Origin of the sequence: Claveliimonas monacensis (assembly GCF_014982975.1) — a bacterium.
Classification (GTDB): domain Bacteria; phylum Bacillota; class Clostridia; order Lachnospirales; family Lachnospiraceae; genus Claveliimonas; species Claveliimonas monacensis.
This window is the reverse complement of record NZ_JADCKL010000001.1, coordinates 260,389-276,062: the sequence shown is the minus strand read 5'-3', so window position 1 is coordinate 276,062 and position 15,674 is coordinate 260,389. Positions and strand designations below refer to the sequence as shown.

14 protein-coding genes are annotated in these 15,674 nt (G+C 51.7%); 1 reads left to right on the top strand and 13 read right to left on the bottom strand.

The window, feature by feature from the left end:
• Position 1: 1 nt before the first annotated feature.
• The 11 genes from INF30_RS01280 to gpr form a co-directional block, all read right to left on the bottom strand.
• Complete coding sequence (locus INF30_RS01280) at positions 2 to 991, bottom strand: DHH family phosphoesterase (protein ID WP_076777508.1); 990 nt, start codon at positions 989 to 991, stop codon at positions 2 to 4.
• On the bottom strand, positions 972 to 1,358 hold the full coding sequence (gene rbfA, locus INF30_RS01275) for a 30S ribosome-binding factor RbfA (protein ID WP_226393985.1): 387 nt from the start codon (positions 1,356 to 1,358) through the stop codon (positions 972 to 974). Before rbfA ends, INF30_RS01280 begins: the two co-directional genes overlap by 20 nt.
• Before the next feature lie 38 nt (positions 1,359 to 1,396).
• Entirely contained in the window at positions 1,397 to 4,159 is a 2,763-nt protein-coding gene (gene infB, locus INF30_RS01270; protein ID WP_226393984.1) for a translation initiation factor IF-2, read from the bottom strand.
• Between the two features lie 26 nt (positions 4,160 to 4,185).
• The gene (locus INF30_RS01265) at positions 4,186 to 4,473 is read right to left on the bottom strand and encodes a L7Ae/L30e/S12e/Gadd45 family ribosomal protein (RefSeq protein WP_456298481.1); all 288 of its coding nucleotides are present in this window, start codon (positions 4,471 to 4,473) and stop codon (positions 4,186 to 4,188) included.
• Between the two features lie 10 nt (positions 4,474 to 4,483).
• On the bottom strand, positions 4,484 to 4,738 hold the full coding sequence (gene rnpM / locus INF30_RS01260; protein WP_076780855.1) for an RNase P modulator RnpM: 255 nt from the start codon (positions 4,736 to 4,738) through the stop codon (positions 4,484 to 4,486).
• Positions 4,739 to 4,770: 32 nt separating this feature from the next.
• Positions 4,771 to 6,039, bottom strand: a complete 1,269-nt coding sequence (gene nusA, locus INF30_RS01255) for a transcription termination factor NusA (protein ID WP_076777512.1) — start codon at positions 6,037 to 6,039, stop codon at positions 4,771 to 4,773.
• Positions 6,040 to 6,056: 17 nt separating this feature from the next.
• Positions 6,057 to 6,524, bottom strand: coding sequence for a ribosome maturation factor RimP (gene rimP, locus INF30_RS01250; RefSeq protein ID WP_226393982.1), 468 nt, complete (start codon positions 6,522 to 6,524; stop codon positions 6,057 to 6,059).
• 218 nt (positions 6,525 to 6,742) lie between these two features.
• The gene (locus INF30_RS01245; RefSeq protein WP_226393981.1) at positions 6,743 to 8,983 is read right to left on the bottom strand and encodes a DNA gyrase/topoisomerase IV subunit A; all 2,241 of its coding nucleotides are present in this window, start codon (positions 8,981 to 8,983) and stop codon (positions 6,743 to 6,745) included.
• 16 nt (positions 8,984 to 8,999) lie between these two features.
• Positions 9,000 to 10,922 (bottom strand): DNA gyrase/topoisomerase IV subunit B, encoded by a 1,923-nt coding sequence (locus INF30_RS01240; RefSeq protein WP_076777515.1) that lies wholly within the window; start codon positions 10,920 to 10,922, stop codon positions 9,000 to 9,002.
• 101 nt (positions 10,923 to 11,023) lie between these two features.
• Positions 11,024 to 12,208: a stage II sporulation protein P gene (locus INF30_RS01235; protein WP_226393980.1), complete on the bottom strand. Its 1,185-nt coding sequence runs from the start codon at positions 12,206 to 12,208 to the stop codon at positions 11,024 to 11,026.
• A gap of 76 nt (positions 12,209 to 12,284) precedes the next feature.
• Complete coding sequence (gpr, locus tag INF30_RS01230) at positions 12,285 to 13,241, bottom strand: GPR endopeptidase (protein ID WP_226393979.1); 957 nt, start codon at positions 13,239 to 13,241, stop codon at positions 12,285 to 12,287.
• Positions 13,242 to 13,425: 184 nt separating this feature from the next.
• Between gpr and rpsT the strand changes: the two genes are divergently transcribed.
• A complete protein-coding gene (gene rpsT / locus INF30_RS01225; RefSeq protein ID WP_076777518.1) occupies positions 13,426 to 13,689 on the top strand; it encodes a 30S ribosomal protein S20 in 264 nt (87 codons plus the stop codon).
• 70 nt (positions 13,690 to 13,759) lie between these two features.
• Here the strand turns inward: rpsT and INF30_RS01220 are convergent, their stop codons facing one another.
• The gene (locus INF30_RS01220) at positions 13,760 to 14,401 is read right to left on the bottom strand and encodes a type I phosphoribosyltransferase (RefSeq protein ID WP_226393978.1); all 642 of its coding nucleotides are present in this window, start codon (positions 14,399 to 14,401) and stop codon (positions 13,760 to 13,762) included.
• Positions 14,402 to 14,592: 191 nt separating this feature from the next.
• On the bottom strand, positions 14,593 to 15,612 hold the full coding sequence (gene ilvC, locus INF30_RS01215) for a ketol-acid reductoisomerase (RefSeq protein ID WP_226393977.1): 1,020 nt from the start codon (positions 15,610 to 15,612) through the stop codon (positions 14,593 to 14,595).
• Positions 15,613 to 15,674: the final 62 nt, after the last annotated feature.

Here is a 15,674-nt window from a genome sequence, read left to right as displayed (position 1 = left end):
ATTATGCCTCTTCAGTCTTCGTTTCTTCCTGTTCCAGCTGGCGGACGATCTGCCCTGCCAGGTTATTGATCACATCGTGCACCGTCCCGGGCATGGTACAGCCGGCCGCCTTCACGTGGCCGCCCCCGCCGAAATATTTCGCCACTTTGCTCACATCCACCTTCTCTTTGGAGCGCAGGCTGACTTTGTAGACATTGGGCTCCAGCTCGTAGAGGAAAATGGCAACCTCCACGCCTCTTGTGACCCGCAGCTGGCTGACAATGCCGTCCAGCTCTTTTGGCGTCACACCGTAAAACTTCATGACAGACTGGGACACTGAGGAAAAGATACACTGCCCATGCATGAAGACAATACTTTCGAGAAGGGCTCTTCCCAGGATCTGGTTCTGCGCATAGCTCTTCTCATAGTAAGTGCGCTCAATGATGGAGGGGGCATCCACTCCCTTCTCCAGCAGCTCCGCTGCGATCCGGAAGGTCTCCGGACCTGCGCAGGAATACTGGAACACGCCGGTATCGTGGACGATCCCTATATACAGTGCCTCCGCCATTTCCTTTGTGATCTTCTCCCTGTCGAGAAGACGGAAGATCAGCTCCGAGGTGGAGCTTGCATCCGGCACAATATAGTTTTCGTCTGCAAATGCCTGGTTGCTGATATGGTGATCCACACAGAATGTCTGGCCCGCACGCTCGAACAGAGGCCTGGAAAAACCCAGACGCTCAGCGTCCCCGCAGTCCAGACAGATAAACAGGTCACATGTCTGCTCCGGCTGTACCTCATGTCGGATTTCCCCTGTTCCCCGGATAAAGGAGAAATGAGAGGGGATCTCCTCCAAATATACTTCAGTCTCTATGTCTCTATAGTTCTCCTTCAAATACTGGTAAAGTCCCATGCAGGCGCCGACGCAGTCGCCGTCGGGCCGCACGTGTCCTCCTATCGCAACAGAGGTCTTACCCTCAAGAAGTTCTGCCAGTTTATTCTGCATCCTCCGCATCTCCTTTTTGATCCATGCCTTTGGTTACATCTGCTATCTTCTTGGACATATTGACGCCGTACTCAATGGACTGATCCAGGATGAACCGGATCTCCGGCGTGTTTCTCATGTTTAGTCTGTGTGCCAGTTCTCTCCGGATATACCCTTCTGCACTTTTCAGACCGGCGAGGGTATCCGTCTGGGCATTCTCATCGCCCAGCACACTGATGTACGCCTTGCAGGTCTTCAAGTCCGGAGCCACCTCCACAGCGACAACAGAGGTCCACGGTGCAACCCGCGGATCCTTTATGCCGCCGCGAAGGATATTGGAGAGTTCCCTTTGCACTTCTGTGTTGACTCTTGTATTTTTAATGCTGTTCTTTCTCATAGATCTCTCTCCTTTTCGCGGCAGCCAGGCAAAAAAGCCTATCTGGGGATCTCTACCATCTTGTAGGCTTCCACCTGGTCTCCCTCTTTGATATCATTATAGTTTTCAAAGACAAATCCGCACTCATAGCCGGATCTCACCTCTTTGACATCATCCTTAAATCTCTTCAGTGATGCAAGTTTTCCGTCGTAGATGACCACGCCATCACGGATGATCCTTGCCTGGCAGTCTCTCTCAAATGTGCCGTCCAGTACATAGGCTCCTCCGATAGTGCCAACGCCGGAAGCCTTGAATGTCTGACGGATCTCCGCATGACCCAGCACCTTCTCTTCGAAGACAGGATCCAGCATACCCTTCATGGCAGCCTCCACATCCTCGATGGCATTGTAGATGACGCGGTACAGACGGATATCCACGCCTTCTCTGTCAGCAGTCTCCTTGGCCACAGCATCCGGGCGCACATTGAATCCAATGATGATGGCATTGGACGCAGAGGCAAGGCTGACATCCGACTCGTTGATAGCGCCCACGCCGCCGTGGATGACTTTTACGACCACTTCGTCGTTGGACAATTTCAGCAGGCTCTGCTTCAGGGCCTCCACAGATCCCTGCACGTCGGCTTTCACGACAATGCCAAGCTCTTTCAGATTGCCCTCCTTGATCTGGGTAAACAGATCGTCAAGAGACAGCTTGGATTTTGTCTCCTCCAGAAGTTTTGCCTTGTTCTGGGAGATAAATGTATCTGCAAAGCTTCTTGCTTCTTTCTCGTTCTTGCATCCCACAAGCACTTCTCCTGCGTTGGGGACATCGTTGAGACCCAGGATCTCCACCGGCATGGAAGGACCTGCCTCTTTGACGCGCCTTCCCTTGTCGTCCATCATGGCTCTCACTTTTCCGAATGAACTTCCGGCAGCCACCGGATCGCCCACCCGCAGGGTTCCTTTCTGTACCAGAACCGTGGCAACCGGACCTCTTCCTTTGTCCAGCTGGGCCTCGATCACAAGACCTCTTGCGCGGCGGTTGGGGTTGGCCTTCAGCTCCATCATCTCCGCTGTCAGGACGATCATCTCCATCAGATCGGAAAGTCCATCGCCCGTCTTGGCGGATACAGGAACAAACACGGTGCTTCCGCCCCAGTCCTCGGGGATCAGCTCATGCTCTGCCAGCTCCTGCTTCACGCGGTCAATATTGGCGCTTGGCTTATCGATCTTGTTGATAGCCACGATGATCTCAACGCCGGCTGCTTTCGCGTGGTTGATGGCCTCCACTGTCTGAGGCATCACGCCGTCATCCGCAGCCACAACGAGGATGGCAATGTCCGTGGAATTGGCTCCGCGCATACGCATGGCTGTGAAAGCCTCATGTCCCGGTGTATCAAGGAAGGTGATCTTCTCTCCGTTGACTTCCACCACGTAGGCGCCGATATGCTGTGTGATACCGCCTGCCTCTCTGTCGGTTACGTTGGTGTGGCGGATGGCATCCAGAAGAGAGGTCTTTCCGTGGTCAACATGGCCCATAACGCAGACCACCGGCGGACGTTTCTTCATCTTCTTCTCGTCCTCCTCCTCTTCCTTGAGGAGTTCCTCGATCACGTCCACAACCTCTTCCTTCTCACAGAGGATCTCAAATTCAAGAGCGATCTCCTCCGCTGTATCGTAGTCGATCTCCTGATTTACTGTGACGATCTTGCCCTGCATGAACAGTTTCTTGATGATAGCGGAAGGAACAACTTTCATCTTGTCAGCCAGCTCCTGGATGGTCAGCACTTCAGGAATAATGATGGACTTGATCTGCTCCTCCTGTTTCTGCTCTTTGTGCTGGGGCTTCTGAAGCTGGTTCTTGGGCTCCTGTTTCTTTCCTTTGCCCTTTGTCATCCTCTCGTCTTCATCGCCGCGGTAATCTTTCTTCTTGTAGTCATCCTTTCCTTTTCCTTTGGCTCTCTGGGGTTTCTGTCCCTCCAGAGCAGGTGCGGGAATGGATGTGTTCTTTCTGGACTGGCGGTCCTTGCCGTCTCCAAAGCGGCCGCCCCGATTCTCACGGCTGTCACGCCTGTCGTCCCTTCTGTCGCCTCTGTCACTGTCAAACGGCCTGCCGGAGCGCTGTCCGGGCCTTCTGTCGCCTCTCTCGCCGTTTTCGCGTCTGTCATCTCTTCTGTCCTGCCCTGGTCTTCCTTGCGCACGGCCATCTCTTCTGTCACCTCTCTCGCCGTCAAACCCTCTGCCGGGACGCTGTCCCTGGGGTCTCTCCTGGCGGCCTGCCGGACGTCCCTCTGTCCTCGGTCTGTCACTATGGGTTCTCTCTGTCTGCGGCTTCTCAGAGGTCGCTCCCGGACGTCCTGCCGGGCGGGCAACACCCTGCGCTCTCTCGGCTGCACCTGCCGGACGGGGGCCTCCCTGCGCTCTCTCAGCTGTGCCTGCCGGGCGGGCGCTCCCCTGGGGTCTCTCTCCCTGGGGTCTTGCTCCCGGGCGGCCGCCCTGCGGTCTATCGGACGGTGCTCCCGGGCGGGATCCTGCTCCACGCTGCCCCTGCTGGGGTCTTCCCTGACGCATCAGATTTTTCCCATCCCGGCTGTTCTGTGGCCTGAAGACATGGACAATATTCTTTTTCTTCGGGGCTTCCTCTTTTTTCGGAGCCTCCTCCTTTTTCTTGCCAAAAGCCTTTCTGAGCATCTGGGCGTCATCATCTTCCAGAGAACTCATGTGGCTTTTTACTTCTATATTCTTGTCTGCCAGAAACTCCATCAGATCTTTGCTGGATCTGTCAAGCTCCTTTGCAAGCTCATACACTTTAATTTTCGACATGCAATTACCTCCTCTATGCAGCATCATTATCTTTCCGTATCAAGATGTTTCATGATCCCTTTTGCAAACCCGGTATCCAGGACTGCCAGGGATGCCCGGAATTCTTTTCCCATGGCATGGCCCAGCGTATCTTTATCTGCGTAAAAACGGATGGGCACTTCGTAATACTCACACATATTCCGGAATTTTTTCTTTGTATTATCCGATGCATCTCCGGCGACGATCACAAGGGCAGCTCTGCCTGTCTTTACTTCCTTTTCTGTACAGAACTCTCCGCTTGCCGTCTTTCCCGCCTTTGTCGCAAGTCCGATCATGGACAGGGCTTTATTTTGACTCAATCTCTCTCATCTCCCTTTCCAGCATCTCATAGACGTCCTGGGGGATCGCCTGTTTGAACGACCGCTCCAGTCCTTTCTGCCTGATCGCTTTCGCCAGACAGTCGGAGGAGGGGCACAGATAAGCGCCTCTTCCGTTCTTTTTCCCGGTGGCGTCCAAAAGGAATTCTCCTTCCTGGGTCCTGATAACACGCAGCATCTCTTTTTTACTCTTCATTTCCTGGCATCCCACACATTTGCGCATGGGGATCTTTTTATTACTGTTCAAATGATCACCTATTCTTCCGTCTCATGGAACTCTATTTCATCCGGGTCGTCTCCGTACGGCTCCTCGTCGTAGCTGCCTTCATCGTAGCTCTCCTCACCGTAGCCTTCTTCTTCATACCCGTAATCATCTTCATAGTTCTCGCCGTAGCTGTCATCGTAGTCCTCGTCGTAGCCTTCCTCGTACACTTCTTCCTCGTATACGCCCTCGCCAAGCTCCATGTAGTTCTCCGGAAGCTCGCCGGACTCGATGGCCTGTGTCTCGCTCTTGATATCGATCTTGTAGCCTGTCAGTCGTGCTGCCAGCCTTGCGTTCTGTCCCTCTTTGCCGATGGCCAGGGAGAGCTGATAATCCGGCACGATGACGCTTGCTGTCTTCTCATCGGGATCAGCCATAACAGAGATAACCTTTGCCGGGCTCAGGGCATTCTCGATCAGGATACCCGGGTTCTCATCCCAGTTGATGATGTCGATCTTCTCACCTCTCAGCTCATTGACAATAGCGTTTACTCTGGCTCCGTTCATGCCGACGCAGGCGCCCACCGGATCCACATCCGGATCATTGGACCAGACAGCGATTTTTGTACGGCTTCCCGCCTCACGTGCGATGCTCTTGATCTCCACGATGCCGTCCTTCACCTCGGTAACTTCAGCCTCAAAGAGACGCTTCACCAGCTCAGGATGGGTACGGGACACCAGGATCTTCGGTCCTTTCGTCGTATTCTTAACCTCCACAACGTACAGCTTGATACGCTCTGTGGGCTTGAACACTTCGCCTTTTACCTGCTCGTTCTCTGTCAGCATAGCATCCGCCTTGCCCAGGTTGATGCTGATGTTCTTTCCTACATAGCGCTGCACGATACCGGTCACGATATCTTTCTCTTTTTCAAAATACTGGTCGTAGATCACCTTTCTCTCTTCCTCGCGGATCTTCTGGAGGATCAGGTTCTTGGCGTTCTGCGTTGCGATACGGCCAAAAGATTTGGACTCCACCGGAATCTGAACCACATCGCCCAGCTCATATTTGCTGTCAATATTCTTTGCGTCCTCAAGGCTGATCTCTTCTACCTTGTCTTCCACTTCCTCAACAACCGTCTTCTCCTGGAGAAGTTTGTAATCACAGGTCTCTCTGTCCATGATGACCTTGATGTTGTCTGCCTTTCCAAAATGGTTCTTGCAGGCATTGATGAGAGAATTCTCAATGGCATCCATCAGCGTATCTTTGCTGATATCCTTCTCCTTTTCCAAAATATTCAACGCTTCCAGTAATTCTGTGTTCATGTGACTTTCCTCCTAAACTAAAAATCGAATGCCAGACGAATAAGCGCGATATCGCCTTTCTCAAATGTTTTTAAGCTTCCATCTTCCATTTCTATTGTTACAGTGTCCTTATCATAATCCTTAAGGATCCCGGTGAATTCTTTTTTCCTGTCCACCATGCGGTACGTGCGGATCTCCACTTCCTGTCCAAGGCTTCTCTTAAAATCCTTCTCCTTTTTCAGGGGACGACCAAGCCCCGGGGAGCTGACCTCCAGGATGTAGGCCTCGTCAATGAAATCCTTCTCATCCAGTATGTCAGACAGTTCCCTGCTGACCATCTCACAGTCATCCACATTGATGCCTCCCAGCTTGTCAATGTAGGCCCTCAGATACCAGTTACCGCCCTCCTTGACATACTCTACGTCCACCAGTTCAAATCCGTTCCTCTCTATAATAGGAAGAAGGATCTCCTCGGTCTTCTGTTCATACGTTTCTCTCTTCGCCAATGTAAAACCTCCTATCGTACCTTGCGCGCCAGGCAGGCGCTGATAAAGACATAGATCCAGCGGAAAATATATGAAAAATGGAAAAGCTCCCTATCATATAAAGAAGAGTGAACTTTCGTCCACTCTTCTGCCGCATGCTTATGTAACTGGCATCTAGTATAGCACTCCTTTTTTCGGAAATCAAGGGGTTTTACATAGATTTTGCCAATATTTCTTATTTATCCCCGATTCTTCACTCCCTGGGTATCTCTCTTTCCGATCCGCAGGCGGTTCAGCGCCACTTCCTTCTCCTTGTAGACAGCCTTCGGATCTTCGCCGTCCTCAAACAGGTAAGCTGCTTCCAGCTCGTCGTTCTTTTTCAGGCGGATCCCCCGGACGCCCACAGCCCCTTTCTTCTTCTCGGACACTTCTTCCGCCGGGAAGCGAAGGAAATAGCCGTCCCGGGTCTGCAGTACCACGTACTGATTGTCGTTGATCACTGCCACTGCGGCAAGAGAGTCGCCCTCCTGCAGCTTGGTGGCCGCTATGGTTCTCTTGGATACCTGGAACTCTGTTCCCGCCACTTTCTTCACCATTCCCTGCCTGGTGGCAAAGAACAGCATGGCAAAGCGCATCTGCTCCGCGTCGCACATGTAGACAATCTCCTCGGAAGTGCTGTCAAAGTTGCTCATATTGTCTATGGGCTGGCCTTTGTCACGGAATTTTCCGTAGGGCACATCCAGCACCTTTACCTGGTGCATTTTTCCTGTGTCGGTGAAAATACAGATCTTTCCTGTGTTGAGACAGGTCAGGACAAACTTGTTCTCGCTGTCCGCTGCCTCCCTGTTTCTCTCATAGGTGGACGTGTCCACGCACCTTGCGTAGCCGAAACGGTCCATCAGGAACACCACTTCCTGCTCCTCGATCTTCTTCTCCTCGAAGACCGCCTCTTCCGCATTCTCCACCACGGTTTTTCTTGGAACAGCGAATTCCTTTTTAAAGGCGTCCAGCTCCTCTATGATGACGTCCGCCATGGAGTCATAATTGTTCAGGATATCCTCATACCGGGCAATGTTGGCAAGCGTCTCCTCATGCTCCTTCATCAGGGCGTCTATCTCCAGTCCGATGAGACGGTACAGGCGCATCTGCAGGATGGCGTCCGCCTGGCGCTCTGTGAACCGCAGCATGGATGCCATCTTCTTTGAGATCTTTGACTTGAATGTAATGTTTTCCGTAATGCCCTGGGTGAGACAGGCCTTCGCATCCTGGACGCTGCGGCTGCCCCTAAGGATCTCGATGATCAGGTCAATAACATCGCAGGCTTTTATGAGACCTTCCTGGATCTCTTTTTTCTCCAGCTCTTTTGCCAGGAGAGTCTTATATTTTCTGGTGGCCAGCTCAAACTGGAAATCCACGTGGTGCTCGATGATCTTCTTAAGGCCCATGGTCTCCGGGCGCCCGTCCGCCACAGCCAGCATGTTGACGCCGAAGGTGTCTTCCAGCCTGGTCTTCTTGTAGAGCATGTTGGTCAGGTTTTTGACATCCGCGCCCTTCTTCAGCTCAATAACAATGCGGATACCTTCCTTGGAAGACTGGTTGGAGATGTCCACAATATCCCCCGTCTTCTTCGTCTCCACAAGGGCGCACACATCATTGAGGAACTTTCCGATGCCGGCGCCGATCATGGTGTAGGGGATCTCTGTGATGACAAGGCGCTGCTTGCCGCCTTTCATGTCCTCCACTTCCACTTTGCCCCGGATCTTGATCTTGCCCACACCGGTCTCGTAGATATTCAGAAGGTCGTCTTTGTTTACCACGATGCCCCCTGTGGGGAAATCCGGACCTTTCACATATTTCATCAGCTGTCTTGTGCTGATATCATCGTTTTTCATATAGGCTTTCACCGCATCGATGACCTCGCCCAGATTGTGGGTGGGGATGCTGGTAGCCATGCCGACGGCAATTCCCTCCGCCCCATTGACCAGAAGGTTGGGAACACGCACCGGCAGCACTTCCGGCTCTTTCTCCGTCTCATCAAAGTTGGGGACAAAATTGATAACGTCCTTGTCCAGATCCTGGAGGAACGCCATCTGGGTAAATTTGGCAAGTCTTGCCTCAGTGTACCTCATGGCAGCCGCCCCGTCTCCTTCTATGGAGCCAAAGTTGCCGTGGCCGTCCACAAGCACCATGCCCTTCTTGAAGTCCTGGGCCATGACCACCAGGGCCTCGTAGATGGAGCTGTCCCCGTGAGGGTGGTATTTACCCATGGTATCTCCCACGATACGGGCGCATTTTCTGTAGGGCCTGTCCCAGCGGATGCCCAGCTCATGCATATCGTAGAGAGTACGTCTCTGGACAGGCTTCAGCCCGTCCCGCACATCCGGGAGAGCCCTGGCAATGATTACGCTCATGGCGTAGTCGATATATGATTTTTTCATCAGATCAGAGTATTCTGTCCGTATGATCTGTTCTTCCGGCATATCTCTTTACTCCCTTCTATATGTCAAGTTCAGCCTCTGTGGCATTGTCGTAGATAAACGCACGCCTCGGCGGAACCTCGTTGCCCATGAGCATCTCTGTCACACTGGAAGCCATGCGGGCGTCCTCGATCTCCACAAGCTTCAGGATGCGGGTCTTAGGGTTCAGCGTGGTCTCCCAGAGCTGCTCCGCGTCCATCTCGCCCAGACCTTTGTATCTCTGGAGCGTGAAGGGACCGTCGTGAGTCTTCCTGTACTTTTCCAGCGCTTTATCGTCGTAGAGATACTCCTCTTCCCCCTTCTTGGGCATGGCTTTATAGAGAGGCGGCATGGCGATGTAGACATGTCCCTCGTAGATCAGCTCCGGCATAAAGCGGTAAAAAAGCGTCAGGAGCAGGGTGGAAATATGAGCTCCGTCCACATCTGCATCCGCCATGATGATGATCTTGTCATATCTTAATTTGGAAATGTCAAAGTCGTTTCCATACCCTTCCGAGAAGCCGCAGCCAAAGGCGTTTATCATGGTCTTGATCTCCGCGTTGGCCAGGATCTTGTCAATGCTGGCCTTCTCCACGTTCAGGATCTTTCCACGGATGGGAAGGATGGCCTGGAACATGCGGTCTCTTGCCGTCTTTGCGGAGCCTCCCGCAGAGTCTCCCTCCACGATAAAGATCTCACACTTAGAGGCGTCCCGGCTCTCGCAGTTAGCCAGCTTCCCGTTGCTGTCAAAAGAATATTTCTGTTTTGTAAGAAGGTTGGTCTTGGCGCGCTCCTCCGTCTTCCTTATCTTGGCCGCTTTCTCCGCGCAGGACAGGACTTTTTTCAGGTTGTCCAGATTCCGGTCAAAGTACCGGACGATCTCGTCTCCTGTCACCTTGCTGACCGCCTTGGCCGCGTCCGGGTTATCCAGCTTGGTCTTGGTCTGCCCCTCAAATCTCGGATCCGGATGTTTGATGGAGACGATGGCAGTCATGCCGTTGCGGATATCCGCTCCGGTAAAGTTGGCGTCTTTCTCCTTCAGGATACCCAGCTCTCTGGCATACTGATTCATAGCTGTCGTGAAAGTTGTCTTGAAACCGGTGAGATGGGTTCCGCCCTCCGCATTGTAGATATTGTTGCAGAAGCCCAGCACATTCTCGTGAAATTCATTGACATACTGAAAAGCGGCTTCCACCTCGATGCCGTCCGCTTCCCCTTTAAAGTAGACCGGCTCATGGACCGTCTCTTTTTTCTCGTTCAGTTCCCGGATAAAGCCCAGGATCCCGTCCGGCTCATGGTAAGTGATCTTCTCCGGCTCCGGTCCCCTTTTGTCTTCATATATAATAGTAAGCGAAGGATTGAGATAAGCCGTCTCGTGCATGCGGCTCTTGACTTCTTCCCCCCGGAACTTTGTCTTCTCAAAAATGGTGTCATCAGGCAGGAAGTTCACCTTGGTCCCGGTCTTCTTGGTCTTTCCGATCTTGGGAAGGAGTCCGTCCTCCAGCTCCACTACAGGCACGCCCCGCTCATACCGGTCGTGGTGGATATACCCCTCCCTGCTGATCTCCACATCCATGTAGGTCGAGAGGGCGTTCACGACAGAGGAACCCACACCGTGAAGTCCTCCGCTGGTCTTGTAGGCAGAGTCATCAAATTTTCCGCCGGCATGCAGTGTGGTATAGACGATGCGGGCTGCCGGCAGTCCCTTTGCATGCATGCCCACAGGGACGCCGCGGCCATTGTCGCTGACCGTGCAGGAACCGTCCTTCTCCAGCGTCACCCGGATCTCGCTGCAGTAGCCTGCCAGATGCTCATCCACCGAATTGTCCACCATCTCATAGATCAGGTGATTCAGTCCTTTCGTGGAGACACTTCCTATATACATGCCCGGCCGCTTGCGGACAGCCTCCAGGCCTTCCAGTATAGAAATACTGTCTGCATCATATGTGTTCTTATTTGCCATGTTCCTTCCGATCCTTTCTCTCCCATTTCTGGTATTTTTCTACACACTGTTTCAATATTAGCACAAAATGTAGGGCCTTGCAAATAAAACAGCGCGTGTTTCTAGCCCACCAGTACCGTGTGGAGCAGATCAGCCAGCACCTCCATAGCATTTCGCATCTCCTCCACGGTGTTGGTCTGGGCGCCAGCCTCCACCAGAAGGGTTTTAGGCATGAAATGCATGTTATAGCGGTAGCCCCTCAGATAGATCCGCCTTGTAAATCCAGGGTATGCATTGTTCGCCGCCACCTGCATCTGCAAAGAGAAGGAGAGGTTATCCTGGATATAGGGATTGGCCAGATAGTCGATCTCCCCGTTGGCCCGCGTCTTGCTCAGGCCGTTAAAGAACATGATCTGTGCCGTGGGCTTCCCATTCACCTCGGTCACCAGGTGCGTCCCTTCATTCACACCGTCTCTGTGCAGGTCAATGACCACTTCAATGCTTGGATTTTCCTCCAGGATTTTCTGCAGATCCGGCTTTGCCAGATCATAGGCAAGGCTCCGGTCCAGCTTTCCGTCTATCAGGTCGTAGACGCCTGTGTGATGCATGGTAGGGATATGGTAGGTATCATTTAAAAGCGTGGTAAGATAATCCCCGATCCCGACAATGGAAGTAGACGGATCTCCCTCCACTGAGTCTGCAAACATCTCCTGGGAGTGGGTGTGGTAGATCAGAATCTTCGGCCCCTCTGTGCTCTGGTCGATCTTCATGTTTTTACTCAGAAGATCCGCTCCATTCAGTTCATCGGGCCGTATCATGGTGGTGCTGTCCACTGTGTAGAAATTGCCCAGCAGGTAATCGAAGTTGCTCATTTTTTCGATAGAAGTATCTATCGGCGTGCCGGAAGTATGTATGGTGGTCTGGGCGGAGTCGTCTGTTCCGCTGACCAGCGTTCCGTCCGCTCCCACTTCATTCTCATCCCCTGCCTGCTGGGCCAGGATCAGCCGATATGTGGCGTCGTCCTCCACATCTGTCTCCTCCGTTTCCTGGCTGTCCACGTAACTTCCAATAGGCGCCAGCAGGCGGATGCCGCCTGCCAGCAGACTCTGGACAGAAATGTCCATCTTGCGTTCTGCACAGGATGCCCCGGGCAGGTACATCTTCTCCGACTGCCCCAGCAGGATCTCTGCCATCTGCCCTCCTATATGATCCAGCGGATGAAATCCCGCCTGCACGGTCCCGTAGAGGGCCAGTACAAGCAGGATCACTCCCATTGCTATTCTGTTTAATCTCCATCTTTTTCCCAACAGCTCTCCCACCTGCTCGTCTCATATTATTCGGTCCGTTCTGCCGCTTTTACACTATATGAGGCTTCTGTCAGCATTATGAGCAGCATAGCTGGTTCAGCGCCTCTGATATGGTGTAGCTGATCCTCTTTACCGTCTCATCCACATCTTTCGGCGTGACAAACATGCCGTTCAGATGCGGGGCGATCAGCTCCTTGACAAGTTCATATTTTTCGGCACCATTGTATCCCTGCAGGACCACCCCCACCCCTTTCAGCGCCTCCGACTGTTCCATCTGTGCGATCAGATTTTCCATGGCGTCATTGACGATCGTAGCTGCGTCCACCACTGTGGGCACACCAATGGCAATGACAGGAACTCCTACAGTCTCTTCTGTGATCGCATTTCTCTGGTTTCCCACCCCCGACCCCGGGCTGATCCCTGTGTCTGTGATCTGGACGGTGCGGTTCAGCCTTTTGGAGTTTCTGGCAGCCAGGGCGTCTATGGCGATGAGCGCATCCGGCCTGGTCTCCTCCACCACACCCCTGATGATCTCTACCGTCTCCATGCCGGTCTGTCCCATGACTCCGGGCACAATGGCACTCAAAAGACATACCCGATCTTTTCCCATGGCATATTTCCCGTATTCTTTTACAATGTGCCTTGTAATATTCAGATTGTCCGCCACGTACGGTCCAAGTGCATCCGGCGTCACCTGGCGGTTTCCCAGTCCCGCCACCAGGACGGAGAAATCTTCTTTTCCTATATCCAGGAGCTGTCTGAGGAATTGCAGGATCTCTGCCGAGACTTCTCTGTGATATCCCTCATCCGGCACGGTCAGCTCCGGGGCCTCCAGGGTGATATACGTTCCCACTGGTTTTCCCATGATCTTTGCGCCATTTTCAGTCTCGATCCTGACCGTTGTCACTTTGATATTCCTTCCCTCATCGTTGTTTTCTTCCAGCACCACTCCGGGGATCTCCACATTGTCCGCCTCAAATCGTTCTTTTTGTTCCAGTGCCAGGTCTGTCCGGATACTGTACTTCTCAATCATGTCTGATACCCTCACTTCAGTCTCTGTTTTTATTGATAGTTTTTGCAATATTTTAAGAAATATGTATTGACATCCCGGAAACCTTGGCATAAAATAAACTAGTATGTTTCGTTAGAACGTCCGTGTCCGGCTCTAACGAACGGTCATCGATTAATTTCGAAATAGTTTTATGGAGGTGGACAAGTTGGCTAACATCAAATCTGCTAAAAAAAGGATTTTAGTAAACGAAACAAAGGCTGCTAGAAATAAGGCAATCAAATCTAAAGTTAAGACCTGCGTGAAAAAAGTTGAGACAGCCGTTGCAAACAAAGATGCCGCTGCTGCTGCAGAAGCTCTTAGAGTTGCTACAATCGAGATCAACAAAGCAGGAAGCAAGGGTGTTTATCACAAGAATACCTGCGCAAGAAAGATTTCCCGTTTAGCAAAAGCTGTTAACGGAATTGCTTAAGAATAAAGAGATTAAAAAAAGACAACCATACCGTCAGTGGTTGTCTTTTTTATTATCCGCACTACTCTCTTTACAGCGCCGAGTGTCCATAGCTGTTCACGAAAGCATCTACTTTCTGCCCCGCCGTGCACATGGGACAGTTTCCATCCGAATATTTCTCGTAACCAGGCACATCCTTCTGCGTAAACACTGCATTGATATCCATCCCAGCCACTTTTGAGACAAGACTGAACGCGGCGCAGATTCCGTTCACTCTTCCGCCGTAATACAGAGTGCTCTCAATGGCCTGCATCATAGTCTTGCCTGTTGTGATAAGCCCTGCCACGATCAGGATATTCTGTCCCTCGATCATCCTTCTTGTGTTGTCACGAAAGATCATCTGTCCGGCTTTGTCCGTCTCGGGCGACACAACGGAAATATTCTTTCCCGTGTTGATGGACACCGTTCCCGGTCTGGAGAGAATGTCTGCGATAAAAGTCCCGACAACTTCCATGCCGTCAAGGCACACAACAGTATCTACCTCTGTCGTGGCCAGATACGGCTCTGCCATTACTTTGGCTGTCTCTCTCGCATTGTTGCACCTGGACTTCATGGTAGACAGGTCAATGTATGTGTTGACGTGGGAATGCGTCGTCACAAAATGACCTCTCATAACTTTCACCCTTGCTTTCGGGTTTTTCCAGGAGCGTAGATCCTCAAAATGCACATCCATATTCCCAATTCCTCCCTTCTGCTGCAACTTATTTTTCCTTTTTTCTGCTAATTCGTATTTTATCATAAATTAACAGAAATTGGAATATTGTCAGATATATTTTTGTACATCTCTTAACAAAAAAGGCATCCCCCGGAGTGTTCTGCCCCGGAAGATACCTCTCTTAAACTCTTATAAATCTGTACCACGGATTAGTTGTTGATCAGTTTGTCCTCGCCGTTCCAGCTGTAAAGCTTTCTGATCTCCTCGCCGACTTTCTCTGCCGGATGCTCTGCAGCCAGTTTTCTCATAGCCTTGAAGTGTACCTGGCGTCCTGCATCAGACATATCTGTAAGGAAGTCTTTTGCAAATGTACCGTCCTGGATGTCAGCCAGGATCTTCTTCATAGCCTTCTTTGTATCCTCTGTGATGATCTTCGGTCCTGTGATGTAATCACCGTACTCTGCTGTGTTGGAGATGGAGTATCTCATGCCGGCGAAACCGCTCTGATAAATAAGGTCCACGATGAGCTTCATCTCATGGATACACTCAAAGTATGCGTTTCTCGGATCATATCCTGCCTCGCACAGTGTCTCAAATCCAGCCTGCATCAGAGCACATACGCCGCCGCAAAGAACAGCCTGCTCACCAAAGAGGTCTGTCTCTGTCTCTACGCGGTATGTAGTCTCAAGAAGTCCAGCTCTTGCTCCGCCGATGGCAAGACCGTATGCAAGTGCGCGGTCCCATGCCTTTCCTGTAGCATCCTGCTCAACAGCGATCAGACACGGAGTTCCTTTTCCAGCCTGGTACTCGCTTCTTACTGTATGGCCGGGAGCCTTTGGAGCGATCATGGTAACGTCAACATTCTTCGGCGGTTTGATGCATCCGAAATGGATGTTGAAGCCATGTGCAAACATCAGCATGTTGCCTTCCTCAAGGTTCGGCTCAATGTCTTTTTTGTACATATCAGCCTGCAGCTCGTCATTGATCAGAATCATGATCACGTCTGCCTGCTTTGCAGCCTCTGCTGCTGTATAAACCTGGAAGCCCTGTGCCTCTGCCTTTGCCCATGATTTGCTTCCCTCATAAAGTCCTACGATAACGTCACATCCTGACTCCTTAAGGTTCAGTGCGTGTGCATGTCCCTGGCTTCCGTATCCGATGATCGCGATCTTCTGTCCTTCCAGTGCTGCCAGATTACAGTCTTCCTGATAAAAAATTCTTGCTGCCATTTTAACATTCCTCCTAAAATATGATGATTTTATATTGTTAAAGGATATTGTCCTTTAGCGGT